This window comes from Kineosporia corallincola, assembly GCF_018499875.1.
GTDB classification, from domain to species: Bacteria; Actinomycetota; Actinomycetes; order Actinomycetales; family Kineosporiaceae; genus Kineosporia; species Kineosporia corallincola.
In genome coordinates this window covers 447,381-468,425 of sequence record NZ_JAHBAY010000003.1, presented here as the reverse complement: position 1 = coordinate 468,425, position 21,045 = coordinate 447,381, and the positions used below count along the sequence as shown (strand labels likewise).

General features: G+C 72.4%; 21 protein-coding genes and 1 pseudogene. 14 read left to right on the top strand and 8 right to left on the bottom strand.

The features are described 5' to 3' along the window. Positions 1-28: 28 nt before the first annotated feature. Positions 29-1,900: a thiol reductant ABC exporter subunit CydC gene (gene cydC / locus KIH74_RS09430; RefSeq protein WP_214155425.1), complete on the top strand. Its 1,872-nt coding sequence runs from the start codon at positions 29-31 to the stop codon at positions 1,898-1,900. A 7-nt stretch (positions 1,901-1,907) separates the two neighbouring features. Here the strand turns inward: cydC and KIH74_RS09425 are convergent, their stop codons facing one another. Further along, entirely contained in the window at positions 1,908-2,066 is a 159-nt protein-coding gene (locus KIH74_RS09425; protein ID WP_214155424.1) for a hypothetical protein, read from the bottom strand. A gap of 130 nt (positions 2,067-2,196) precedes the next feature. On the opposite strand from KIH74_RS09425, the gene KIH74_RS09420 reads away from it, so the two are divergent. Together KIH74_RS09420 and KIH74_RS09415 are read left to right on the top strand one after the other, a co-directional pair. Further along, on the top strand, positions 2,197-3,051 hold the full coding sequence (locus KIH74_RS09420; RefSeq protein ID WP_214155423.1) for an SAM-dependent methyltransferase: 855 nt from the start codon (positions 2,197-2,199) through the stop codon (positions 3,049-3,051). 53 nt (positions 3,052-3,104) lie between these two features. Beyond that, the gene (locus KIH74_RS09415) at positions 3,105-3,395 is read left to right on the top strand and encodes a hypothetical protein (protein WP_214155422.1); all 291 of its coding nucleotides are present in this window, start codon (positions 3,105-3,107) and stop codon (positions 3,393-3,395) included. Here the strand turns inward: KIH74_RS09415 and KIH74_RS09410 are convergent. The 3 genes from KIH74_RS09410 to KIH74_RS09400 are packed head-to-tail and all read right to left on the bottom strand — an operon-like array spanning position 3,392 to position 6,543. Then, positions 3,392-3,544 carry a hypothetical protein gene (locus KIH74_RS09410; RefSeq protein WP_214155421.1) on the bottom strand — a complete coding sequence of 51 codons (153 nt, stop codon included), beginning with the start codon at positions 3,542-3,544 and terminating at the stop codon, positions 3,392-3,394. The two genes, KIH74_RS09415 and KIH74_RS09410, sit on opposite strands and share 4 nt — an antisense overlap. Positions 3,545-3,593: 49 nt before the next feature. Continuing rightward, on the bottom strand, positions 3,594-5,018 hold the full coding sequence (gene pntB / locus KIH74_RS09405) for a Re/Si-specific NAD(P)(+) transhydrogenase subunit beta (protein ID WP_214155420.1): 1,425 nt from the start codon (positions 5,016-5,018) through the stop codon (positions 3,594-3,596). A gap of 4 nt (positions 5,019-5,022) precedes the next feature. Then, the gene (locus KIH74_RS09400; RefSeq protein WP_308113675.1) at positions 5,023-6,543 is read right to left on the bottom strand and encodes a Re/Si-specific NAD(P)(+) transhydrogenase subunit alpha; all 1,521 of its coding nucleotides are present in this window, start codon (positions 6,541-6,543) and stop codon (positions 5,023-5,025) included. A 239-nt stretch (positions 6,544-6,782) separates the two neighbouring features. Between KIH74_RS09400 and KIH74_RS09395 the strand changes: the two genes are divergently transcribed. Then, the gene (locus KIH74_RS09395; protein ID WP_214155419.1) at positions 6,783-7,442 is read left to right on the top strand and encodes an NAD(P)-dependent oxidoreductase; all 660 of its coding nucleotides are present in this window, start codon (positions 6,783-6,785) and stop codon (positions 7,440-7,442) included. Here KIH74_RS09395 and KIH74_RS09390 read toward each other — a convergent pair. After that, the gene (locus tag KIH74_RS09390; RefSeq protein ID WP_214155418.1) at positions 7,436-8,446 is read right to left on the bottom strand and encodes an LLM class flavin-dependent oxidoreductase; all 1,011 of its coding nucleotides are present in this window, start codon (positions 8,444-8,446) and stop codon (positions 7,436-7,438) included. The genes KIH74_RS09395 and KIH74_RS09390 overlap by 7 nt on opposite strands. Positions 8,447-8,565: 119 nt before the next feature. Between KIH74_RS09390 and KIH74_RS37590 the strand changes: the two genes are divergently transcribed. Beyond that, positions 8,566-9,711 (top strand): helix-turn-helix transcriptional regulator, encoded by a 1,146-nt coding sequence (locus KIH74_RS37590; protein WP_214155417.1) that lies wholly within the window; start codon positions 8,566-8,568, stop codon positions 9,709-9,711. Here KIH74_RS37590 and KIH74_RS09380 read toward each other — a convergent pair. Continuing rightward, positions 9,683-10,927: a calcium:cation antiporter family protein gene (locus KIH74_RS09380; protein ID WP_214155416.1), complete on the bottom strand. Its 1,245-nt coding sequence runs from the start codon at positions 10,925-10,927 to the stop codon at positions 9,683-9,685. The two genes, KIH74_RS37590 and KIH74_RS09380, sit on opposite strands and share 29 nt — an antisense overlap. A gap of 269 nt (positions 10,928-11,196) precedes the next feature. Between KIH74_RS09380 and KIH74_RS09375 the strand changes: the two genes are divergently transcribed. Then, positions 11,197-12,000, top strand: coding sequence for an ABC transporter ATP-binding protein (locus KIH74_RS09375; protein ID WP_308113674.1), 804 nt, complete (start codon positions 11,197-11,199; stop codon positions 11,998-12,000). Here KIH74_RS09375 and KIH74_RS09370 read toward each other — a convergent pair. Continuing rightward, positions 11,997-13,436, bottom strand: coding sequence for a serine hydrolase domain-containing protein (locus tag KIH74_RS09370; protein WP_214155414.1), 1,440 nt, complete (start codon positions 13,434-13,436; stop codon positions 11,997-11,999). The genes KIH74_RS09375 and KIH74_RS09370 overlap by 4 nt on opposite strands. An 81-nt stretch (positions 13,437-13,517) precedes the next feature. Between KIH74_RS09370 and KIH74_RS09365 the strand changes: the two genes are divergently transcribed. Genes KIH74_RS09365 through KIH74_RS09355 form a run of 3 tightly spaced genes read left to right on the top strand, consistent with a single transcriptional unit; the run spans position 13,518 to position 16,569 of the window. Next, complete coding sequence (locus KIH74_RS09365; protein WP_214155413.1) at positions 13,518-14,951, top strand: carboxylesterase/lipase family protein; 1,434 nt, start codon at positions 13,518-13,520, stop codon at positions 14,949-14,951. Positions 14,952-14,981: 30 nt separating this feature from the next. Further along, positions 14,982-15,770, top strand: a complete 789-nt coding sequence (locus KIH74_RS09360) for an alpha/beta fold hydrolase (protein ID WP_214155412.1) — start codon at positions 14,982-14,984, stop codon at positions 15,768-15,770. Positions 15,771-15,828: 58 nt separating this feature from the next. Next, entirely contained in the window at positions 15,829-16,569 is a 741-nt protein-coding gene (locus KIH74_RS09355) for a siderophore-interacting protein (RefSeq protein ID WP_214155411.1), read from the top strand. Here the strand turns inward: KIH74_RS09355 and KIH74_RS09350 are convergent. Beyond that, positions 16,566-17,393, bottom strand: coding sequence for a hypothetical protein (locus tag KIH74_RS09350; protein ID WP_214155410.1), 828 nt, complete (start codon positions 17,391-17,393; stop codon positions 16,566-16,568). The two genes, KIH74_RS09355 and KIH74_RS09350, sit on opposite strands and share 4 nt — an antisense overlap. A gap of 123 nt (positions 17,394-17,516) precedes the next feature. Between KIH74_RS09350 and KIH74_RS09345 the strand changes: the two genes are divergently transcribed. The 5 genes and pseudogenes from KIH74_RS09345 (at position 17,517) to KIH74_RS09325 (ending at position 20,997) form a co-directional block, all read left to right on the top strand. Beyond that, positions 17,517-18,110, top strand: a complete 594-nt coding sequence (locus tag KIH74_RS09345) for a TetR/AcrR family transcriptional regulator (protein WP_214155409.1) — start codon at positions 17,517-17,519, stop codon at positions 18,108-18,110. 17 nt (positions 18,111-18,127) lie between these two features. Then, a complete protein-coding gene (locus tag KIH74_RS09340) occupies positions 18,128-18,886 on the top strand; it encodes an SDR family oxidoreductase (RefSeq protein ID WP_214155408.1) in 759 nt (252 codons plus the stop codon). Between the two features lie 56 nt (positions 18,887-18,942). Next, a pseudogene (locus KIH74_RS37585) lies at positions 18,943-19,035 on the top strand (HTH domain-containing protein); the annotation flags it as partial. Positions 19,036-19,216: 181 nt separating this feature from the next. After that, the gene (locus KIH74_RS09330; RefSeq protein WP_214155407.1) at positions 19,217-19,909 is read left to right on the top strand and encodes a ThuA domain-containing protein; all 693 of its coding nucleotides are present in this window, start codon (positions 19,217-19,219) and stop codon (positions 19,907-19,909) included. Continuing rightward, the gene (locus tag KIH74_RS09325; protein ID WP_214155406.1) at positions 19,894-20,997 is read left to right on the top strand and encodes a Gfo/Idh/MocA family protein; all 1,104 of its coding nucleotides are present in this window, start codon (positions 19,894-19,896) and stop codon (positions 20,995-20,997) included. The genes KIH74_RS09330 and KIH74_RS09325 overlap by 16 nt, the downstream gene beginning before the upstream one ends. Positions 20,998-21,045: the final 48 nt, after the last annotated feature.

Here is a 21,045-nt window from a genome sequence, read left to right as displayed (position 1 = left end):
GAGCATGAAGACGCCCGTGAAGCCGAGCATGAAGCCAGCTGCGGACGGGCGCGCGGCGCTGCTGCGGGTGCTCGACGAGATGCGTCCCGACCCGTGGCGCCTGGTGCTGGCCGCGCTGGCCGGGGCGGCCGCGGTGGCCTGCTCGATCGCCCTGCTCGGGGTGTCCGGCTGGCTGATCACCCGGGCCGCCCAGCAGCCGCCGATCCTGTTCCTGATGGTCGCCATCGTCGGGGTGCGGGCCTTCGGCATCGGTCGTGGTGTGCTGCGTTACACCGAGCGCCTGGTCTCGCACGACGTCGCCCTGCGCGGCGTGGTGCGGTTGCGGGCAAGCCTTTTCGCCCACCTGGCCACCGCCGACGAGACCGTCGCGGCCGGCCTGAAGCGTGGCGACCTGCTGGCCCGCCTGGGCGCCGACGTGGACGAGCTCGGCGACGTGGTGGTGCGCGGCCTGCTGCCGTTCGTCACCGCAGCCGTCACCGGCGTGGCGTCGGTGGTGGCGCTGTGGATCATCCTGCCGCAGGCCGGAACGGTCCTGGCAGTCTGCACTCTCGTGGCCCTGGTCGCGGTGCCCTGGCTGGGGGCGGTCGGCGGCCGGCGTGACGTGGTGGGCACCGCCCGCACCCGCGCGGCGATGTCGGAGAACGTGCTGGCGCTGTTCGACAACCTGCCGGAACTGACCGTCGCGGGCCGCACCGGCGACCAGGTCGGTGGCATCCGGCGCGACGACGACGAGCTCTCCCGTGGCCTGGACGCCGCCGCCCGGCCGTTCGGCTGGGCCGCCGGTCTCGGCTCGGCGGTGATGTCGGCCGCGGTGTTCGGCTGCCTGCTGGTCGGCGCGGAGGCGGTGTCGGACGGCCGGATCCGCGAGGTCGCCCTCGCCGTGCTGACTTTCGTGCCGCAGGCGCTGGCCGAGGTGGTGGCCGGGCTGCCGGCCGCCGCGGTGGCCATGGTGAAGGCGGCCGAGGCGGCGCGCCGGGTGGTGCCGCTGCTCGACACCGAGCCCACCGGCGCCGGGCGCACGCTCGACGTGCAGGCCCGGCCGGTGCGCAACAACGCCCACGTGCAGGGGGCGAGCCGGTTGCGGGTGGTGCGCGAATACGCCGGAGTGCACCTGCGCGCCGAGAACCTGGCCGTCGGCTGGCCCGGCCGGGAGCCCGCCGTGCGCGGCGTCGACCTGGACCTGACGGCCGGGCGGCGGATCGCCGTGGTCGGGCCCAGCGGGCAGGGCAAGAGCACCCTGCTGCGCACCCTGGCCGGGCTGCTGCCGGTGGCGGACGGGCACATGCTGATGGACGGCACCGACGTCGGTGACGGCGTCGACCTGGCCGACGTGCACACCCGCAGCGTGCGGCACCTGGTGCACCTGACCGCCGACGACGCCCACGTCTTCGGCACCACCGTGCGCGAGAACCTGCGCGTGGCAAGGAAGGACGCGACGGACGACGACCTGCTGGAGGCCCTGCGCCGGGCCGGTCTGGGGGAGTGGATCGCCGGGCTGGGCGACGCCTCCGGGGCGAGAGGGCTGGACGTGGTGGTGGGCGACCCGGCCGGGCCCGGTCAGGGCGCGGGCACGCACCTGCTCTCCGGCGGCATCCGGCGCCGGATGCTGATGGCGCGGGCGTTCGCGAGCGGTGCCCCGGTGCTGCTGGTGGACGAGCCGGCCGAGCACCTCGACCCGGCCACCGCCGACGACCTGGTCGGCGAGGTGCTCGGGGCCGGGCGCGAGGCGGGCACGGCGGTCGTCGTCACCCATCGGGTCACCCCGCTGGCGCTGGCCGACGAGGTGCTGTGGATCGACGGCGGGGTGGTGGCGGCGCGGGGCACGCACGACCAGCTGATCGCCGCCTTCCCGGCCTACCGGGACGCCTGGGCCGCGGAACGCGGCGAGCAGGCGGCCTGAGCGTCGTTCAGAAGACCGGGTCCGGCGGGGGGAGGTAGCGACGCTGTTGCGGGACGCCCGGGTCGATGAGCCGGTTCCTGGCCAGCTTCTTCGCCAACGCCTTCGCCTCCTCGATGGTCTGGCGCAGCTGGTCGAGTTCGTCCTTCATCTCCTGGACGTCGCGCATGGTGGCCTCCTCGGGAAGAAACCCTCCGGCCAGGCTGCGCGCCGAACCTCAAGATTTCCACCGGCCCGCCCGGATGCGGATAGAGTCCGGTTTGCGAGATTCCGGATGATGGTGACGGAGGACGGCGCAGATGGACGAGCTCCCCGACTGGGCTCCCAGGAACATCGACCTGACCACGCCCTCCGCGGCGCGGGTGTACGACTACTTCCTCGGCGGTGCGCACAATTTCGCGCCCGACCGGGAGATGGCCCGGCGCATCCTCGACCTGCACCCCACGGCCGAGGCCAACGCACAGGCCAACCGGGCGTTCCTGCACCGGGCCGTGCGGCACCTGGTGCAGCAGGGGGTGCGGCAGTTCATCGACCTGGGCTCGGGCATCCCGACGGTCGGCAACGTGCACGAGGTGGCCCAGCGTGAGGCGCCCGACGCCCGCGTGGTCTACGTCGACATCGACCCGATCGCCGTGGCGCACAGCCAGCTCATCCTCGACGGCGTGCGCAACGCCGCCGTGGTCAACGCCGACCTCCGCCGCCCGAAAGAGGTTCTGGCCGCGCCCCAGCTGGCCGGGCTGATCGACTTCTCCGAGCCGGTGGCCTTCCTGATGGTCGCGGTACTGCACTTCATCCCGGAGAGCGACCGCCCGGAAGACACCATCGCCGAGCTGCACGCCGTCGCGGCGCCGGGCAGCTACCTGGTCATCTCGCACGGCTACGACGCCCGCCTCGACGCCGTCGGCGCCGGTGCGGCGCCCCCGGCCGAGCAACTGGCGGGCGAGGGCAAGGAGGTGCTCGGCGTCTACCGCCGCGCCGACCCGATCACCGTGCGCACCCGCCCCCGCATCGAGCAGCTCTTCGAGGGCTGGCCCCTGGTCGAGCCGGGCCTGGTCTGGGTGCCGCAGTGGCACCCGGACTGGCCGGACGGCGTGGGCACGGATCCGTCGTCGAGCTACGTGCTGGCGGGCATGGGGCGCAAGGCCGACGCTTAACCCGCAAGAGTGGTAGCGGTTGAACCCGCCGACCGGCGGGCTAGCGTGAATTCATGACCGTTCTCGAAGACCAGATCATTCACAAGGCCCAGGAGTTCGACAAGATCGGCGACTGGCCGCAGCCTTTCGACGCCTTCGTGCCCCCGGGTGAGACGCAGGCCCACACCGACGCCGCCATTCGCGAGCTGGATCACGAAGGTCGGCTTTCCATCCTGGGTTTCGAGGCCGACGGGATGGATCGGGTGGACGTGGTGATCGGGCTGGGGCCGAAGATCCCGCACACCAACCGGCCCGGGCCGGGGGAGCACCCCTACCCGGGCCGGCCGCGCCGGTACGGTGTCTAGTCGTCCGTGCAGGAGTGCAGGATCTGGTAGGCCTCCGCGAAAGTCTTGACGGCGGTGGCGTTCGAGCCGCCGAGCGAGCTCGGGGTGCCGGCCTGGCGGTTCATCGCCTCCAGCAGCTCCTGCATGACTTCTTCACGGGTGACCGCCATCGGGTGCTCCTTCACGCCGGGATCAACAGGACACCAGGGTAAGCACCGATCACAGAGCCCGCACGATCTCCTCCACCCGCTGCTTCGCGTCGCCGAACAGCATCTGCGTGTTCTCCCGGAAGAACAGCGGGTTCTGCACCCCCGCGTACCCGGCGGCCATCGACCGCTTGAACACGATCACGTCGGCCGCCTCCCACACCCGCAGCACCGGCATGCCGGCGATCGGGCTGCCCGGATCGTCCATCGCGGCCGGGTTGACGGTGTCGTTCGCGCCGATCACCAGTACCACCGTGGTATCGGCGAAGTCGTCGTTGATCTCGTCCATCTCGAGCACGATGTCGTAGGGCACCTTGGCGTCGGCCAGCAGCACGTTCATGTGCCCGGGCAGTCGCCCGGCCACCGGGTGGATGCCGAACCGCACCTGCACGCCGCGTTCCCGCAGTCGCCGGGTCAGGTCGGCGACCGGGTACTGGGCCTGTGCCACCGCCATCCCGTAGCCGGGCACGATCACCACCGACGACGCCTCCTTCAGCAGCTGCACCGCGTCGTCCACCAGGATCTCCCGGTGCTCGCCGTAGTCGCGGTCGCCGGAAACCTCTGTCTGGCTGCCGAACCCGCCGGCGATCACCGAGATGAACGACCGGTTCATCGCCTGGCACATGATGTACGACAGGTACGCGCCGGAGGAACCGACCAGGGCGCCGGTGACGATCAGCAGGTTGTTGTCGAGCAGGAACCCGGAGGCGGCCGCGGCCCACCCGGAGTACGAGTTCAGCATCGACACCACCACCGGCATGTCACCGCCGCCGATCGACGCGACCAGGTGCCAGCCCAGCGCCAGGGCCACCACGGTGACGGCGATCAGCAGCCACAGGTTGGGCGTCATCGTGAAAGCCAGCGTGAGGACGGCGAAAAGACCCAGACCGCCGAGGTTCAGGGCGTTCTTCCCGGGCAGCGTCAACGGTGCCGACCGGATCCGGCCGGCCAGCTTGCCCCAGGCCACGATCGACCCGGTGAAGGTCACGGCGCCGATGAAGACACCGATGAACACCTCGGCGTGGTGGATGGTCAGCAGCTCGGCGGCCACCTCGGTCTGCGCGGGCCCGGCGTGCTCCACCTGGAGGTAGCCGTTCCAGCCCACCAGTACGGCAGCCAGGCCGACGAAACTGTGCAGCACAGCGATGAGTTCGGGCATCGCGGTCATCTCGACGCGGCGTGCCCGGGCCAGCCCGATCGTCGCCCCGCCGGCGACCGCCACGGCCATCAGCACCAGCCCGGTGATCGCCGCCCCGGAGTCGAGGTCCAGCCGGTCCACCGCCAGGGCGACGGTCGCGGCCAGCGCGATCCCCATTCCGGCGATGCCGGAAAGTGCTCCCTGGCCCGCTGTCTCGTGCTTCGACAGCCCGGCCAGGCTGAGCACGAACAGCAGTGCGGCGACGATGTACGCGGCCTGCGCGGCGCTTTCGGCGGTCATCGGATCAGCCCTTCGAGAACATGCCGAGCATGCGCCGGGTCACGGCGAACCCGCCGAAAATGTTGCTGCTGGACAGGAACACGGCGATCGCCGCGAGCACGGTAACCAGCGTGTCGTCGTGCCCGATCTGGAGCAGCGCGCCCACCACGATGATGCCGGAGATCGCGTTCGTCACCGACATCAGCGGGGTGTGCAGGGCGTGGTGCACCTTGCCGATCACGTAGTAGCCGATGACCACGGCCAGCGTGAACACCGTGAGGTTGCCGATCAGCTGGGCCGGCGAGAACGCCGCCAGCACGAAGATCAGCGCACCGGTGACGCCGACCGCGGCATACAGCCGTCCCGGGCCGCGCGGCGTCTCCGGCTGCGCCGCAACCGGTTCCGGGGCGACGGCGGCGGGTGCGGCGGACACCTCCACCGGGGGCGGTGGCCAGGTGGTCACCCCGTCACGCACCACGGTCATCGACCGCTGCACGACGTCGTCGAAGTCGAGCACCAGCTGCCCGTCCCGGGCCGGGGTGAGCAGCTTCATCAGGTTCACCAGGTTGGTGCCGTACAGCTGCGAGGCCTGGGTGGGCAGCCGCCCGGCCAGGTCGGTGTACCCGACGATCGACACGCCGTTCGCCGTCACCACCACCTCGCCGGCCCGGGTGCCCTCCACGTTGCCGCCCTGCGAGGCCGCCATGTCGACGATCACGCTGCCCGGCCGCATCGCCGCGACGTGCTCGGCGGTGAGCAGCCGGGGCGCGGGGCGTCCCGGGATCAGCGCCGTGGTGATGATGATGTCCACGTCGGCGGCCTGCTCGGCGTAGAGCCGTTCCGCCGCGGCGTCGTAGTCGGCCGAGGTCCCGCGCGCGTATCCGTCGGTACTGCGCCGCTGTTCGTCGTCCATGGTGGTGACCGCGAGAAAACTGCCACCGAGCGACCCGACCTGCTCGGCGACCTCCGGTCGGGGGTCGGTGGCCCGCACGATCGCGCCGAGACTGCTGGCCGTGCCGATGGCCGCGAGCCCCGCCACCCCGGCGCCCGCCACCAGCACCTTGGCCGGCGGCACCTTGCCCGCCGCGGTGACCTGGCCGGTGAAGAAGCGGCCGAAGAGGTGGGCGGCCTCCACCACGGCGCGGTAGCCGGCGATGTTGGCCATCGAGCTGAGCACGTCGAGTGACTGCGCGCGGGAGATGCGGGGCACGGCGTCCATGGCCAGGGCGGTGATCCGGCGGCCGGACAGCCGCTCCACCAGGTCCGGGTCCAGCCGGGGACTCAGGAGTGCCATCAGCGTGGCACCGTCGTGCAGCCGGGCGATCTCCTCGGCCGTCGGGGCGTTCACCTTGAGGACGACGTCGGCGTCCCAGGCGTGCGCCCGGTCGACGGTCCCGGCGCCGGCCTCACGGAAGGCCTCGTCGGTGAAGGCCGCGTGGGTGCCCGCCCCGGACTCGACCAGGACCTCGTACCCGAGGGCGATGAGCTGCTCGACCGTCTTCGGGGTGGCGGCGACGCGGGTCTCCCCGGGAGCGGACTCGGCCACGATCCCGATCCGCAGGGGTGTGGCTGCTTCTGCGGATTCAGCGGCTTCTGGTGGTGCGTCAGACACGGGTCATTCCGTTCGTCTTCCGTCAGTTGTCCCAGGGATACCAGGATGACCAGACGTGCAGAAGGCCCGGAATGCCCTTTCCTGTGACCTGGATCGCCGGTCTTCCGGCCCGATCCGGCGTCAATGGGGCGTTCGGGCGCTGTTCTGCGCGTCAGGAGTCGACGGGAGGAACCATGAAACTCACGGTGATCGGCGCGACCGGCGGAATCGGTCGTTCGATACTGGAACAGGCGGTGGCGGCGGGGCACGACGTCACCGCGGTGGCCCGCGACCCGAGCCGGGTCGCGGACGGGGTGCGGACGGCCGGCGTCGACCTGGGTGCCGTGTCCGGGCAGGCCGCGGCCGACCTGGAGGCGGCGGTGGCGGGGGCCGACGCGGTGCTCTCCGGGCTGGGGGCGCGCCACCGCTCGGACGCCGGTGTGGTGGCCCAGGGCACCCGGGCGCTGATCCGGGCGATGCGGGACGCGGGTGCGCGGCGGCTGCTGGTGGTGAGCGCGGCCCCGGTGGCGGCGTTCCGCACGCCCCCGCAGCCGGATCCGGGGCAGGGCGCGATCCTGCGCCACCTGGCCTACCCGGTGCTGACCCGGGTGCTGCGGGGCGTGTACGTGGACCTCGGGCGCACCGAGGACGATCTGGCGGCGAGCGGTCTGGACTGGACGGCGGTGCGGCCGCCCCGGCTCACGAACGGGCCGCTGACCGGTACCTACCGCACGGCCGTCGACCAGAGCGTGCGGGCCGGGTACACCATCTCCCGGCCCGACGTGGCGCACCTGATGCTCGACCTGGCCGGGCGCCCGGAGAGCGCCGGGCACGCGGTCGGCTGCGGCTACTGAGCCGCTGGCCGGCCCAGGGCCGGGCCGAGTTTCGTGGCCATGTCGGTGAGGATCTGCACGTAGTCGTCGTGCCCGAAGCTGAACGGCAGGGCGAAGGCGACCTCGTCGATCTGCTGATAGGCCACGTCGGCGTGCAGCTGCTCGGCGATCTGCTCGCTCGTGCCGATCAGGTCGCGGGCGAACAGCATGCGGGCCGGGCCCTGGGGCTGCGTGGTGCGGGGCGTGCGTCGCGCGACGTATTCCTCGTACCTCGCCACCTGTTCGGGGGTGGCCGAGTCGGTCGGGATCACCACGAGACCCTGTGACACACGGGCCTTCTCGCCCAGCGGGTGGGCGGCGCGGAAGGCCTCGATGTGGCTGCGCTGGATCTGCGCGAAGTCGGTGGAGTCGCCCTCCGCCTTCACCACGCTGCTGGTCAGGAAGTTCATCCCGTGCTCGCCGGCCCAGACGGCCGAGCGCAGGCTGCCGCCGCCGTACCAGAGCCGGTCGGCCAGTCCGGCGGCGTGCGGCTGCACGTGGTCGGAGAACTCCTCGAACGCCCGGGCCCCGCTGAAGTCCGAGGCCTTCTCGCCGCGGACGAAACGCAGCAGCCGTTCCACCCTCTCGTAGGAGAAGTCCTCGGCCTCCGCGGTGTCGGGGTACAGGGCGTCCTTCACCGTGTCGTAGAACATCGGCGGGCCCACGCTCAGCCCCGGGTTCAGGCGGCCGCCGGACAGGATGTCCACGGTGGCCCAGTCCTCGGCCAGACGCAGCGGGTTCTCCCAGCCGATCGGGGTGACGGCGGTGCCCAGCTCGATCCGGCTGGTGCGCTGCGAGGCGGCGGCCAGCACGGCGACCGGCGAGGAGATTCCGTACTGGAGGTGACGGTGCCGCAGCCAGGCGCTGTCGAGGCCGAGTTGCTCGCCGAGCTCGATGATCTTCAGCGTCGACTCGTGCCCGGCCCGCGGGTCGGCCTCGTCGAACAGCCCGATGGTGAGGAACCCGAGCTTCCGCAACGCACGCACGACATGCCCTCCTGAGGTGATCCGGCAGTTAGTTGATTGTTGCACTATCTCGCCCGGTGGTGCAGGGGTCGACAAACCCGGTTCAAGTTAGGTAAGCCTTACCTTGCACAGTTGGAGCGATGGGAGTTCACCCGATGTCGGGCACAGGTCAGGTCACCCGCGTGGATCGGTGCGTGCCGCGTCACCACCCGGCCCGGTCCCGTGGCGTCATCGTCGCAACTGCCGACGCCGCCTCGCGGGGCGACACCCCGGCCGGCGGCGCGCCCGAGAACGACGCCGCGGCGAACAGCGCCGCGGTTCGCAGCACTCCGGCGGGCGATGTCCCGGTGAGCGGCCCCCGGCTGTCGGCTGCCGTTCGCCCGGGCATCGTCCGCCCGGCCCTCGTCCGGCAGGCGGGCGCCACCCCGGCGCGGGGCGCCCGGGTGCCGGTTCTCCGGTCGGCCGGCAACACGGCCGCCCTCGCCCGATCGCTCGGCCTGAATCTTCCCCGGGCCGGCGCCCATCCGGTCTCCTGTGACGAATTCGGTTACGGCCCAGGGCGTCCCGAGGGTCTGCTGGTGCTGCGCTATCGCAGCTCCGGGCCGCTGGAGTTCGCCGAGAGCCGGCAGGCGTTCCTGCACCAGTTCTACCTCGCCCCGGCCGGTGTGCTCTCGGTGCGGCAGGGCGACTGCGCGCTGACCGTGGCCGCGGGGGAGGTGTTCTGGGTGCGCCGCGGCGTGGCCCACGAGGTGACGGCGCGCGCGGGGCAGCCGGTGTACCGGGTCTGCCTGGCCGACGAACCGGAGCGGCTGCGTGGCCTGCGGGCGGGCGCCGCCACCATCGACCCGGGCGCCGCCGAGCTGGTGCGGGTGCTCGGCGCGGCGGGCTTCCCGGTGCCCAGGGTGGCCAGGGCCCGGGCCCGGGTGCTGGCCGGTCTCGGCGCCGGAACCCGCCGGATGGGTGGGAACCAGGTCAACGGAGCGGGTTACGCGATGCGGGTCGCCCAGGCGCTGACCCGCGACCCGGGTGACCCGACCGGCCTGGAGGAGTGGGCCCGCCGCCTGCACGTGAGTGTGAAGACACTCCAGCGCGACTTCGTCAAGGAGTTCGGCATCTCGTACACGCAGTGGCGCACCCGGTTACGGCTGCTGGCCTCGCGCGTGCTGCTGGAGACCACCCCGGTGACCGAGGTGGCCCGCCGCGTCGGCTATGCCAGCACGTCCGCCTTCATCGTGGCCTTCACCCGCGAGTTCGGCATCACACCCGGGCGGCAGAGGGCGTCGTAGTCTCCTGCGCCGCAGGCGGTTTCCAGGGCGCGGCGAGGGTCGCCGGGATCATCCGCCGACGGTGGGCGAACAGGGCCAGGGCGACGGCCGCGTAGACCCCGGAGAGGATCAGCCTGCCCTCGGTGCCGGTGATCGGGAACTGCACGGCGAACAGCGCCAGCAGCGCCCACGCCGACCAGCGGTGGAAGCGCAGGGTCAGCAGCATCGCCACGCCCATCATCGTCTGGGTGGCCGTCAGGAGCATCTCCTCCACCTGCCGGTCGTCCAGGTGCAGCGTGATTCCGCCACCACCCAGGAAGTAGACGATCGGCAGCGAACCCACCAGCAGCGTCCACTGATTCACCTTCGACGAGATCAGCGTGGCGATCGCGTCGGCCCCGTTGCCGCGGCTCGCGAAGATGATCGCGATGATGAACTCCGGGGCCTCGCTCGACAGCGGCGCGAGCCACTGCACCAGCAAGAACTGGTCGATCCCCATATCGGTTCCGGCCTGCACCAGGCTCTCGGCGAAAGGCTCGGCGCACAGCAGGATCACGGCCGCCGACACCACGAACAACAGGGGGACGACGATCCGCCGGCGTCGCCTCGGCAGGCCACCGAGCGCCGCCGCGGTGCCGATCAGGTGCGGTTCCTCCACCTCGCCGGAGGCCAGGCGCACCAGGTAGAACACGAACCAGAGCAGCAGGAGCACGCCGAACCAGACCTGGATGCCGCCGCTGAGGGGCATCCAGAACGCCGCCACCCCGGCGGTGAGCAGGAACCCCAGTTCCAGCCGGTTGCCCCGCTCCAGACGCAGGGCGGAATCCGGTTTCCCGGTCAGGCGTTTCGTGGCGGCCAGGGCCGCCAGCACCACCACCGGCCAGCCCAGCCCGAGCAGCAGCCGGTTCGATCCGGTCATGTTCGCCGCCGCGTACTGCACGTAGTCCGGGTTCGAGCCGGCCGTCCAGGCGTAGTACAGATCCACCGCGTACTCCGGCAGCACGGCGATCAGGGCCAGCACGGCGATGGCCAGGCCGCCGGAGATGTCCACCTGGGCCGACTCCGCGGCCCAGGCCAGCAGGAACGAGGCGGCCACCACGGCGGTGCCGAAGACCACCATCGACAGCACGGGTCCGGAGTGCAGGCCGCCGGCCCGCATCACCACCGCGGGCAGAGCGAAAACGGCGCAGATGCTGAGGGAACGGGCCAGGACGCGGCCCGGGGGAGCGGTGCCCATCGGGAACTCCTCGGTCAGGTGCCGACCGGGAGTGCCTGGGGAAGTAGACGCTTCGGCCAACACGCGTTGGCCGAAGGTCTCGCTCGCCGTGAGTCACGGTGGCTGACCGGGCGCCCGCGAAATCCGGTGCGCCAGTATGTCGATCAGCCGCGTCCTGCCGGACGGAGCTACTCCCCTTCGGAATGGCCACGACCGTAACACGCGGTCTCGGACGGCAACAATCCGCTGAGGCCTGCGTCACCCCCGGGATCTGGCCTAAATTGTCTGCCGTGAGCCAAGAACCGGTACTGGAACTGGAAGCCGTGACCTTCCGCCGCGGCGACCAGCAGATCCTGCGCGGCATCGACCTGACCGTCCGGTCCGGCGAGCACTGGGCGCTGCTCGGCCCGAACGGCGCGGGCAAGTCCACCGTCCTGGGCTTCCTCGGGGCGGAGACGTTCCCGAGCTCGGGTGTGGTGCGGGTGCTCGGCGAGCAGCTGGGCCGGGTTGAGCTGGCGGCCCTGCGGCGCCGCATCGGGCACGTGAACCCGCGGCACCGGCTGCGCTCGGCGCTGACCGTGCGCGACGTCGTGATCACCGGTATCACCGGCACGATCGAGCTGCCGATGCGCTGGGAACCCTCGCGGGCCGACCTGAAACGGGCCGGTGACCTGGTGGAACTGCTCGGGCTGGGGCACCGGGCCGAGCACCTGTGGCCCACGCTGTCGCAGGGTGAGCGAGGGCGCACGCTGATCGCCCGGGCCCTGGCCGGTGACCCGGAGCTGCTGCTGCTGGACGAGCCCTCGACCGGCCTGGACCTGGCCGCCCGCGAGCAGCTGCTCGACACCGTGGACCTGCTGGACCAGACTCATCCGGGCCTGACCTCGGTGCTGGTGACCCATCATCTGGAAGAACTGCCGACGACGACCACGCACGCCGCGCTGCTGCGCGACGGGCGCCTGGTGGCCGCCGGGCCGGTCGGGGAGGTACTGACCGGCGAGCTGGTCAGCGCCGCGTTCTCGCACCCGATCGCGGTCGGGCGGGAAGACGGGCGCTGGACCGCTCGTGCGGTGCGCCGAACAGGTAGGCCCTAGGGGCGGCGTAGCTCGGCCAGCGGCAGCGGGTGCAGCGGGTCGGTCTCCCAGACCGCGCCGTACTTCATGCCCACCGTGTCGAGCTCCAGCACCAGACCGTGCGGGGTCTCCAGGAACACGATGTCGATGCGCAGGCCCTCACGGCCGTCGCGGGCCGGAGTGGTCTGGGTGGCCACCACACCGGTGGTGACCCAGCCGGCCGGTGCCAGCGAGGCGATCACGTCCACCCCGCCGTCACCGATCACCAGCTCCCAGCCGGTCGGGCCGCCGGGGCGGATGTCGAGCTCGGTCACGTCGCGGGCCTCGGACGCCCCGGTGCCCGCGTAGATGCTGGACACCTGGGCCACGTCGACCGGCTCGAAGCGACCCTCGGCGAACGTGGCCTCGCCGCGCTCGGTCACCAGCGGCAGGCTCAGGCCGGCCAGTCGCGCGGCCAGAGCCTCGTCGTCGTCCACCGTTCCGCTCTTCTGCAACGCCGGCACCAGGTGCTCCCAGACCGCGTCGAGCAGCGACTGCGTATCGGGCGACTGCGAGGTGATGGCCACCACCGCGTCCTGCTCGGGCAGCACCAGCACGAACTGCCCGAACGCGCCGTCGGCCCGGAAACCGTGCCGGCTGCGCCACAACTGGAAGCCGTAACCCCGTGCCGAGTCCGGCTTCTCCTCGTCGGGTGTGGCCACGTGTACCTGGGAGGCCAGCTCGGCCCAGCCCTCGGGCAGCACCTGCCGCCCCTGCCAGACCCCGCCGTTCAGGTAGAGCAGGCCGAGCTTGGCCAGCGTCTCGGTGGTGGTGAAGAAGCCCGAGTAGCCGATCTCGCGGTCCTCGCCGTCTTTCAGCCAGCCCATCGGCTCGTGCACGCCCAGCGGCTCGAACAGCCGGGGCCGCAGGTAGTCGAGCAGCCCGCTGCCCGACGTGCGCTGGATGATCAGCGACAGGGCCAGGGTGCAGGGCTGGTTGTAGGCGAACACCGAGCCCGGCTCCTCGTCCGGCGGGATGCGCAGGAAACCGCGGATGATGTTGCCGGTCTCGTCGAGCTCCGCCGCGCCGAGCGTCTCTTCCAGGTGACCGCTGGCCATGGCCGCGACGTGCCGGATCTTCATCTCGCGGGCGCGCCGGTCGGTGACGTCGGCGTCGAGCTCGGGGAAGTACGACAGGACCGTGGCGTCGAGGTCGACCAGGCCCTCGGCGACGGCGAACGCCAGGGCGGTGGCGGTGAAGGTCTTGCTGATCGAGTAGACCAGGCCCGGGCGCTGCGCGGTGTAGGGCGCCCACCAGCCCTCGGCCACCACGCTGTCCGACTTCAGCACCATCAGGCTGTGCAGCTCGACGCCGCTGCGCTCGGCCACGGAGTCGATGAAGGCGCTGATGCCGGCCGCGTCCACCCCCTTCTGCGAGGGAGTGCTGCGGGGGAGTGGGACGGACTGGGCGGTCGTCATTGCCCTATTTGATCACGCCCGGGCCCTCTCCGCCGCGTCGCCGTGGTGCCGGGGCGGCGATGCCGTGGTAGCAAACAACCCGTGACGACAGTGCGCACCAGCGCGGGCACGGTTCGTGGCGTCGAGTCGGCGACCGTGGACGGCGTCAGCGCGTTCCTCGGGATCCCTTATGCCGCCAATGGTTCGGGTGACGACCGATTCGCCGGACCGGTCCCGTTCCCGGCCTGGCCGGGCGAGCGCGACGCCACCGGATACGGGCCCACCCCGCCGCAGCCGCACCGCGGCGACCTGTTCGCCTCGCTCGACCTGACCCCGTTCTTCGGGCCGGGCTGGGTGCCGGGCTCGCCCTCGCTGACCGTCAACGTGTGGACGCCCGGCGCCGAGGAGCGCCTGCCGGTCCTGGTTTTCGTGCACGGCGGGGCCTTCGTGGCCGGCTCGTCGGCGGCCTCGCTCTACGACGGCGCCACCTTCGCCCGGGACGGCGTGGTGTGCGTGACGCTGAACTACCGACTCGGCGCGCCGGGCTGGCTGCACCTGCCGGACGCCCCCGAGAACCGGGGCCTGCTCGACGTTCTCGCGGCCCTGACCTGGGTCCGCTCGGAGATCGCCGGTTTCGGCGGCGATCCGGGCCGGGTCACCCTGGCCGGGCAGTCGGCCGGGGCGATGCTGGTGGCCGCGGCCCTGGCCGACGAGCGTTTCGCCGGGCTGTTCCGCTCGGCGGTGGTGGCCAGCGGCAGCGGGCTCGGCGGGCTGCTGCCCGCCCAGGCCGGGCTGGTCACCGGTCAGCTCGCGGCCTTCTACGGAATCGAGCCCACCGTAGAGGCTTTCGGTGAGCTCCAGGACGACGACCTGCTCGACGGCCTGGCCGCGCTCGCCGGGCTGGACCTGCGGCTGCCGGGGGTGCGCCATCCCCTGGGCGGGCTGGCCCCGTTCGCCCCGGTGCTGGGCGAGCAGCCCGCCACCACGATCGCCGCGGGCGGCGGCCTCGACGTGCCCCTGCTGATCGGCACCTGCATGCGTGAGGGCAACCTCTACACCGCGCCCACCGGCGTCCCCACCACCGAGGCCGAGGCGCTGGCCGCCGCGGCGCTGGCCTCGCCCGGCGGCGCCGACGGCACCGGCCTGCTGGCCGCCCACCGCTCCGCCGCGCCGGACGCCGACTGGGACGACCTGCGCAGCACGATCATCACCGACGCCGCGTTCCGGGACGGCAGCCGGGCCCTGGCCGACGCCTCCGCCGCGGCCGGGCGTGCCACGTACGAGTACGAGTTCGCCTGGCCCTCAACGGCTGTCGGCGGAAGACTGGGTGCCGCCCATGGCGTCGACCTGCCGTTCTGGTTCGACCGGGCGGACGCCGATGACCTGCGCGGGCCCACCGGGCTGCTCGGCCCGGACGGCGGCCCGGCCGCCCTGGCCGCCGAGATGCACGGAACCTGGCTGTCTTTCGTCCGTGACGGACGGCCCGGCTGGGACGCCACCAGCCAGGGCCGTCCGGTGGTGAGGCGCTTCGGGTGACGGGTAGCCTGACGACGACGAGCGCATGGGGTGAGGACGACGGAAACCAGGCACAGCACGGTCCAGGTCAGCGGTGCACGGCTGGCGGTCGACGAGACCGGGCACGGCCCGGTCGTCATCCAGGCGCACGGCCTGGGCAGCAACCGTGGGCAGGACCGGGAGACGGGCTTCGACTTCTCCGGCCTGGAGTCGACCCACCGGCTGGTGCGTTACGACGCCCGGGCCCACGGCGACTCCGGCGGTGAGCCCGAGCCCACCCACTACACCTGGGCCCATCTGGCGCTCGACCTGCTGAGCGTGCGGTCGCAGGTCAGCCCGCAGGCACCGGTCGACGCGATCGGCGCCTCGATGGGCGCGGCCACGATCCTGCACGCGGCGCTCGCCGTGCCCGAGGCGTTCCGCCGGCTGGTGCTGCTGATCCCGCCCACCGCCTGGGACACCCGCGCCGCCCAGGCCGCGGCCTACGCCGACGCCGCCACGCTGGTGGAGAAGCACGGCCTGCGGGCGCTGCTGGCGGCCCAGGCCGCTCAGCCGCAGCCGCCCGCGGCCCGGCAGGGCCGGACGGAGCCGCAGGGCAGCGCCGACCTGTTCCCCTCGGTGGTGCGCGGCGCCGCGCTGAGCGACCTGCCGCCGGCCGACGACCTGAAGGTGCTGGACCGGCCCACGCTGATCCTGCCCTGGGCCGGTGACGCCGGGCACCCGGTGAGCACGGCGGAGCGGCTGGCCGAGGTTCTGCCGAACGCCACGCTGCACGAACCCGCCCGCACTCCCGAAGAGGTGAGCGCCTGGGCGCCGCTGGTCGGCGAGTTCCTCCGTTGACCCGCCGCTCGTAAGTTTGGTAAGCCTTACCTCACTAATTCTGAGGTAGGGGACGGTCATGGCCGGCAACTGGCAGCGCGGCGTGATGCGCCTGATGGGTATCAGCAATCATCCGGTGAAGGTCGAGGAGATCGTCGACGTCACCGTCTGGTACCGCCGGATCCGTTTCTCCGCGCCGTCTTTCGTCGGTGACCTGGAGGTCTTCCCGACCCTGTGGGTGCGCTTCTGGCTGCCGAACCCGGCCAGGGGCCCCGAGGCCCTGGCCCAGCGCGCCTACACCGTGGTGGCCGTGGACCGGGAGGCCGGCACGTTCACGGTGGAGTTCGTGCTGCACGAGGCCAGCGGCCCGGCCGGTGACTGGGCCCAGGCCGCGCGGGTGGGTGACGAGCTGGAGATCGCCCTCACCCCGGCCCGGGTGAAACTGCCGCCCCGGATCGGCTCGGTGCTGCTGGCCGGCGACGTCACCGCGCTGCCGGCGGTGAACAGCTGGCTGCCCGCCCTGCCGGAGTCCACGCCGGTGCGGGTGTTCCTGGAAGACGGCCATGCCGACCACGACCTGCTCCCGGTGGCCGCGCGGGAGAACCTGACCTGGACCTGGGTGACACCCGGCGCCACCCCGGGCGCCGAACTGGCCCGGGCGGTGGCCGCCCTGGAGCCGCAGGACGGCCTCTTCGCCTGGGCGGCGGGCGAGCGCGGCCTGGTCAAGGCCCTGCGCCCGGTGCTGAAGAACCAGCTGAACCTGGACCGGGCGCACCAGTTCTCGCAGTTCTACTGGATGGCGGACAAGGCCTTCGGCTAGGAGGGCTTCGTCGCCGCGCTCTCCACCCGGCACGCCTGAGTGGTCTTCGTGTCGTCCTTGGGCCGGTCCGGCTTGGCCACGCCGGGCTGTTCCTGGCCCGGCCTGCTGCGCCCCGGCTCCTTGTCGTTCGCCTGCTTCGGCTCGGGCGCCTCCAGCGCGGCGGCCCGGCGCTTCTCGTCCTGCTGACGGCGCCGGCGCAGCTCGGCCCGGGCCACGCCGAACGCCAGCAGCACCGGCCAGACGTACTGCGACCAGCCCGGAAGATCCGGGAGGTCGGGCAGATTCGGCAGGTTCGGCAGGTCGGGCAGGTTGATCTCGGGCCACGGGACGTCGATGTGTGGCCAGGGGATCCGCGGCAGGTCGATCGTGGGCAGATTGATGTCGGGTCGCCAGGTGATCCGCTTCAGCAGCCAGATCAGGGCGATCGGCAGGAGCACCCCGGCGAGTGCGGTGCCGGTGCGCCGGGCGGTGTAGAGGTACGGGTGGTCGCGGATCCAGGTCTCGCGCCGGGCGGCCCGGCTGCCCTCCTCCGGCACGAAGTCGGTGCCGCCCACCCCGGCGTGCGCCGATCCGGTCGCCCCCAGCTGGGCACCGGGCGTGTACAGCGTGACCTGGCGGGCCGGGCCGGGGAGCGTGGGCAGTTTGAGCCGGATCGCGCCGTGCTCGTGACCGTCCAGCACGACGGTGTTGTCGGAGGTCTTCTTGCTGGCCACCTCGGTGCCGTCGCTCGTCCAGCGCAGTCGCCGGCTGGTGCCGGGCGAGATCTCGACCGTGTGCTCGTGGCCGTCGTGGCTCAGGTGCCAGCGTTCGGGTTCTTTCGACATCTGCGCGCGCCGTCCGTGGGGTCGGAAGCAATACTGGAGTGACTGCTCTATTAATATAGTCGCCGACGGCCGGAACGGCATCCGGCGGAAGACGGATCCCTCTACATCTTCGGGAGGAATCGGATGGCGCGCACGGTGGACCCGGCCCGGCACCTGGCCCGGCGCATGCAGATCATCGACGCCGCCCTCACCCGGTTCGCCGAGGACGGCTTCGACCGCGCCACCACCACGGCGATCTGCCGCGCGGCCGGCATCGGCTCGGGCACCTTCTTCCACTACTTCCCCACCAAGCTGGCCGTGCTGCTGGCGGTGCTCGACCTGGGCACCGCCGAGACCGGCCGGTGGTTCGCCGCGCAGCACGGCCGCGACGACGCGGCGAGGGTGATCACCGACTACGTGGGGCACCACGCGGACGAGTGCGCGGACCCCCGGGTGGCCGGTTTCGTGCGTGCGGTCGGAGCGGTGGCGGGCGACCCCGACGTGGCGGCCGCGCTGGAGCGCGACGAGCGCACGGTGCACGAAGGACTGCTGCCATGGGTGCGGAAAGCTGTCGCAGACGGTCAGATTCGCGCCGACCAGCCGTCCGGGCGGCTGGCCGTCTGGATCGAGGTGCTGCTCGACGGGTACCTCGGCCGGATCGCCGGCCAGGACCGGTTCGACGCCGTCGCCGAGAAGGCGATGCTGCTCGACGCCGTGAGCCGTCTGCTGAAACCCTGAGCCGGTACTTTGACGCCATGAACAAAGTGGCCGTGATCAGTGGCGCGAGTAGTGGGATCGGGGCGGCGACCGCCCGCGGGCTGGCGAGGGCCGGTTACGACGTGGTGCTGCTGGCCCGCCGGGAGGACCGGCTCAAGCAGGTGCGCGACGAAATTGTGGACGACGGTGGGCAGGCCACGTTCCACGTGCTCGACGTCACCGACGCCGAGGCGGTGCAGGCGTTCGCGGGCACGCTGGAGCGCGTCGACGTACTGGTGAACAACGCCGGCGGGGCGATCGGTGCGGATCCGGTGCTGAGCGCCGACCCGGCCGACTGGCGGGCGATGTACGAGGTCAACGTCATCGGCCCGCTGATGCTCACGCAGGCGCTCGCACCGAAGTTCGGGCACACCGACGACGCGGTGATCGTGGTGCTCACCTCCACCGCCGGCCACGGCGTGTACGAGGGCGGCGGCGGTTACACCGCGGCCAAGCACGGCGAGCACGCCCTCACCGGCACGCTGCGTCTGGAGCTGTCCGGGCAGCCGGTGCGGATCGTCGAGATCGCGCCGGGAATGGTGGCCACCGAGGAGTTCTCGCTCAACCGCTTCCACGGCGACCGGGCCAGGGCCGACGCGGTGTACGCCGGGGTGCCCGACCCGCTGTCCGCCGCGGACGTGGCCGACACCATCGTCTGGGCGGTCACCCGGCCCAAGCACGTCAACGTGGACCTGCTCGTGCTGCGGCCCCGGGCCCAGGCGGCGCAGCACAAGGTGCACCGGATCACCCAGCAGTGACGTGAGGTCCGAGCGGCTTCTGCTGCTCCGGACCCGCGCGTCGCACGAGCGCGGATGACCTGGCCGGGCGCCTGGAGGCGTCGACGCGCACGATCATGCGCGACGTGGAAGCGCTCTCGTCCGCGGGCGTGCCGGTGTACTCGGTGCGCGGCCCGCACGGCGGCATCGCGTTGCTGCCGGGCCACCGCACCGACGTCACCGGCCTGACCGCGGACGAGTCCCGGGCCCTGCTCCTGCGACTCGACGACGTCCCCGCCCCGGTCGAGGTCCGGGTGCGGGCGAAACAGGGCGTCTTTCGCAACGAGTGCCCCGGATGTGACAATTCGTGGCGTGAATGCGACGAAGCGTGCACTGATCGTCCGAGGCGGCTGGGAGGGGCACCAGCCCGTCGCCGCCACCGCCCTCTTCATCCCCTTCCTCGAAAACTCCGGCTACCAGGTCGAGATCGCCGACAAACCGGCCGTCTACGCCGATGCCGCACTGATGTCGTCGATCGACCTGGTGGTGCAGTGCATGACCATGTCCACGATCGAGAAGCCCGAGGTCAGAGGGCTGCGCGAGGCGGTCGCGGCGGGCACCGGGCTGGCCGGGTGGCACGGTGGCATCGCCGACTCCTACCGCGACAGCGCCGACTACCTCCAGCTGATCGGTGGCCAGTTCGCCTGTCACCCGGGCCGGCACCCCGACGAGCGCACCGGCGCCCCCGACGACAACTTCATCCCGTACCGCGTCGACATCACCGCCCCCGACCACCCGATCACCGCCGGCATCGAGCCGTTCGACCTGTTCACCGAGCAGTACTGGGTGCTCTCCGACGCCTACGACGAGGTGCTCGCCACCACCACGCTGGCTGCCCAGCCGTGGAACGAGTGGTCCCGGCCGGTCACCAGCCCGGCCGTCTGGACCCGGCAGTGGGGCGCCGGGCGGGTTTTCGTGGCCACGCCCGGTCATGCCCCCGACGTGCTGGAGGTTCCGCAGGTGCGCACCATCATCGAGAGGGGACTGCTGTGGGCGAGCCGGTGAAGCCGTTGCGGGTCGGCGTGATCGGCGCCGGCAAGATCAGCGGCCAGTACTCGCGGACGCTGCGGCGCCTGCCCCACCTGCCGGTGACCTCGGTCGCCGACCTCGACCCGGCCCGCGCGCAACAGCTGGCCGCGCAGCACCCGGGCGCCCGCACCGAGACCGCGGCGCACCTGCTCGCCGCCGACGACGTCGACCTGGTGCTGAACCTGACCGTCCCGGCGGTGCACGGCGGGATCGCGCTCGCCGCCCTGGCCGCGGGCAAGCACGTGTACGGCGAGAAGCCGCTGGCGCTCACCGTGGCCGAGGGCCGCGCGGTGCTCGACGCCGCGGGCGCCGCCGGGCTGCGGGTCGGCTGTGCGCCCGACACCGTGCTGGGCACGGGCATCCAGACGGCAAGAGCGTTGGTGGACGACGGGAGGATCGGCGTGCCGGTGGCCGCCACCGCGTTCATGACCACCCCCGGGCACGAACGCTGGCACCCCGACCCGGAGTTCCTCTACCGGCCGGGCGGCGGCCCGCTGCTCGACATGGGCCCCTACTACCTCACCTCGCTGGTGCACCTGCTCGGGCCGGTGGCCTCGGTGACCGGCGTGTCGTCCCGCCCGACGGCGTCCCGGGTGATCGGCAGCGGCCCGCGTGCCGGGACCGCCTTCGACGTGGAGGTGGACACCCACGTCGCCGGTCTGCTGGTGCACGCGTCCGGCGCGGTGTCCACGCTGGTGATGAGCTTCGACGTGTGGGCGGCCCGGCTGCCCCGGATCGAGGTGTACGGCTCGGGCGGCAGCCTGGCCGTGCCCGATCCCAACCGGTTCGACGGGGAGGTGGCGATCTTCACCGCGGAAGACCAGGAGTGGCAGCCGGTTCCGCCGTCGGCCGGCTACCCGGAGGGCGGCCGGGGGATCGGGATGGACGACCTGGCCCGGTCGCTGGGCACCGGCCAGGAGCATCGCGCCTCGGGCGCTCTCGCGCTGCACGTGCTCGACGTGATGGAGACGCTGCTGACCGCCGCCCGGGAGGGCCGCAGCCTGCCGGTCGGCACACCCGGCGCCGCCCCGGCCGCACTGGACGGGCTGCTCACCGACTGGTGAGCCGTGCGGTGCCGCCGTGTCCGGACGGGCCGCCGGGGCAACTCCGAT

What these genes read in the sequence shown, in the direction of transcription:
- cydC (WP_214155425.1), top strand. Translation starts at nt 29, where the DNA reads ATGAAGCCAGCTGCGGACGGGCGCGCGGCGCTGCTGCGGGTGCTCGAC.
- KIH74_RS09425 (WP_214155424.1), bottom strand. Translation starts at nt 2,066, where the DNA reads ATGCGCGACGTCCAGGAGATGAAGGACGAACTCGACCAGCTGCGCCAG.
- KIH74_RS09420 (WP_214155423.1), top strand. Translation starts at nt 2,197, where the DNA reads ATGGACGAGCTCCCCGACTGGGCTCCCAGGAACATCGACCTGACCACG.
- KIH74_RS09415 (WP_214155422.1), top strand. Translation starts at nt 3,105, where the DNA reads ATGACCGTTCTCGAAGACCAGATCATTCACAAGGCCCAGGAGTTCGAC.
- KIH74_RS09410 (WP_214155421.1), bottom strand. Translation starts at nt 3,544, where the DNA reads ATGGCGGTCACCCGTGAAGAAGTCATGCAGGAGCTGCTGGAGGCGATG.
- pntB (WP_214155420.1), bottom strand. Translation starts at nt 5,018, where the DNA reads ATGACCGCCGAAAGCGCCGCGCAGGCCGCGTACATCGTCGCCGCACTG.
- KIH74_RS09395 (WP_214155419.1), top strand. Translation starts at nt 6,783, where the DNA reads ATGAAACTCACGGTGATCGGCGCGACCGGCGGAATCGGTCGTTCGATA.
- KIH74_RS37590 (WP_214155417.1), top strand. Translation starts at nt 8,566, where the DNA reads ATGGGAGTTCACCCGATGTCGGGCACAGGTCAGGTCACCCGCGTGGAT.
- KIH74_RS09380 (WP_214155416.1), bottom strand. Translation starts at nt 10,927, where the DNA reads ATGGGCACCGCTCCCCCGGGCCGCGTCCTGGCCCGTTCCCTCAGCATC.
- KIH74_RS09370 (WP_214155414.1), bottom strand. Translation starts at nt 13,436, where the DNA reads ATGACGACCGCCCAGTCCGTCCCACTCCCCCGCAGCACTCCCTCGCAG.
- KIH74_RS09355 (WP_214155411.1), top strand. Translation starts at nt 15,829, where the DNA reads ATGGCCGGCAACTGGCAGCGCGGCGTGATGCGCCTGATGGGTATCAGC.
- KIH74_RS09350 (WP_214155410.1), bottom strand. Translation starts at nt 17,393, where the DNA reads ATGTCGAAAGAACCCGAACGCTGGCACCTGAGCCACGACGGCCACGAG.
- KIH74_RS09345 (WP_214155409.1), top strand. Translation starts at nt 17,517, where the DNA reads ATGGCGCGCACGGTGGACCCGGCCCGGCACCTGGCCCGGCGCATGCAG.
- KIH74_RS09340 (WP_214155408.1), top strand. Translation starts at nt 18,128, where the DNA reads ATGAACAAAGTGGCCGTGATCAGTGGCGCGAGTAGTGGGATCGGGGCG.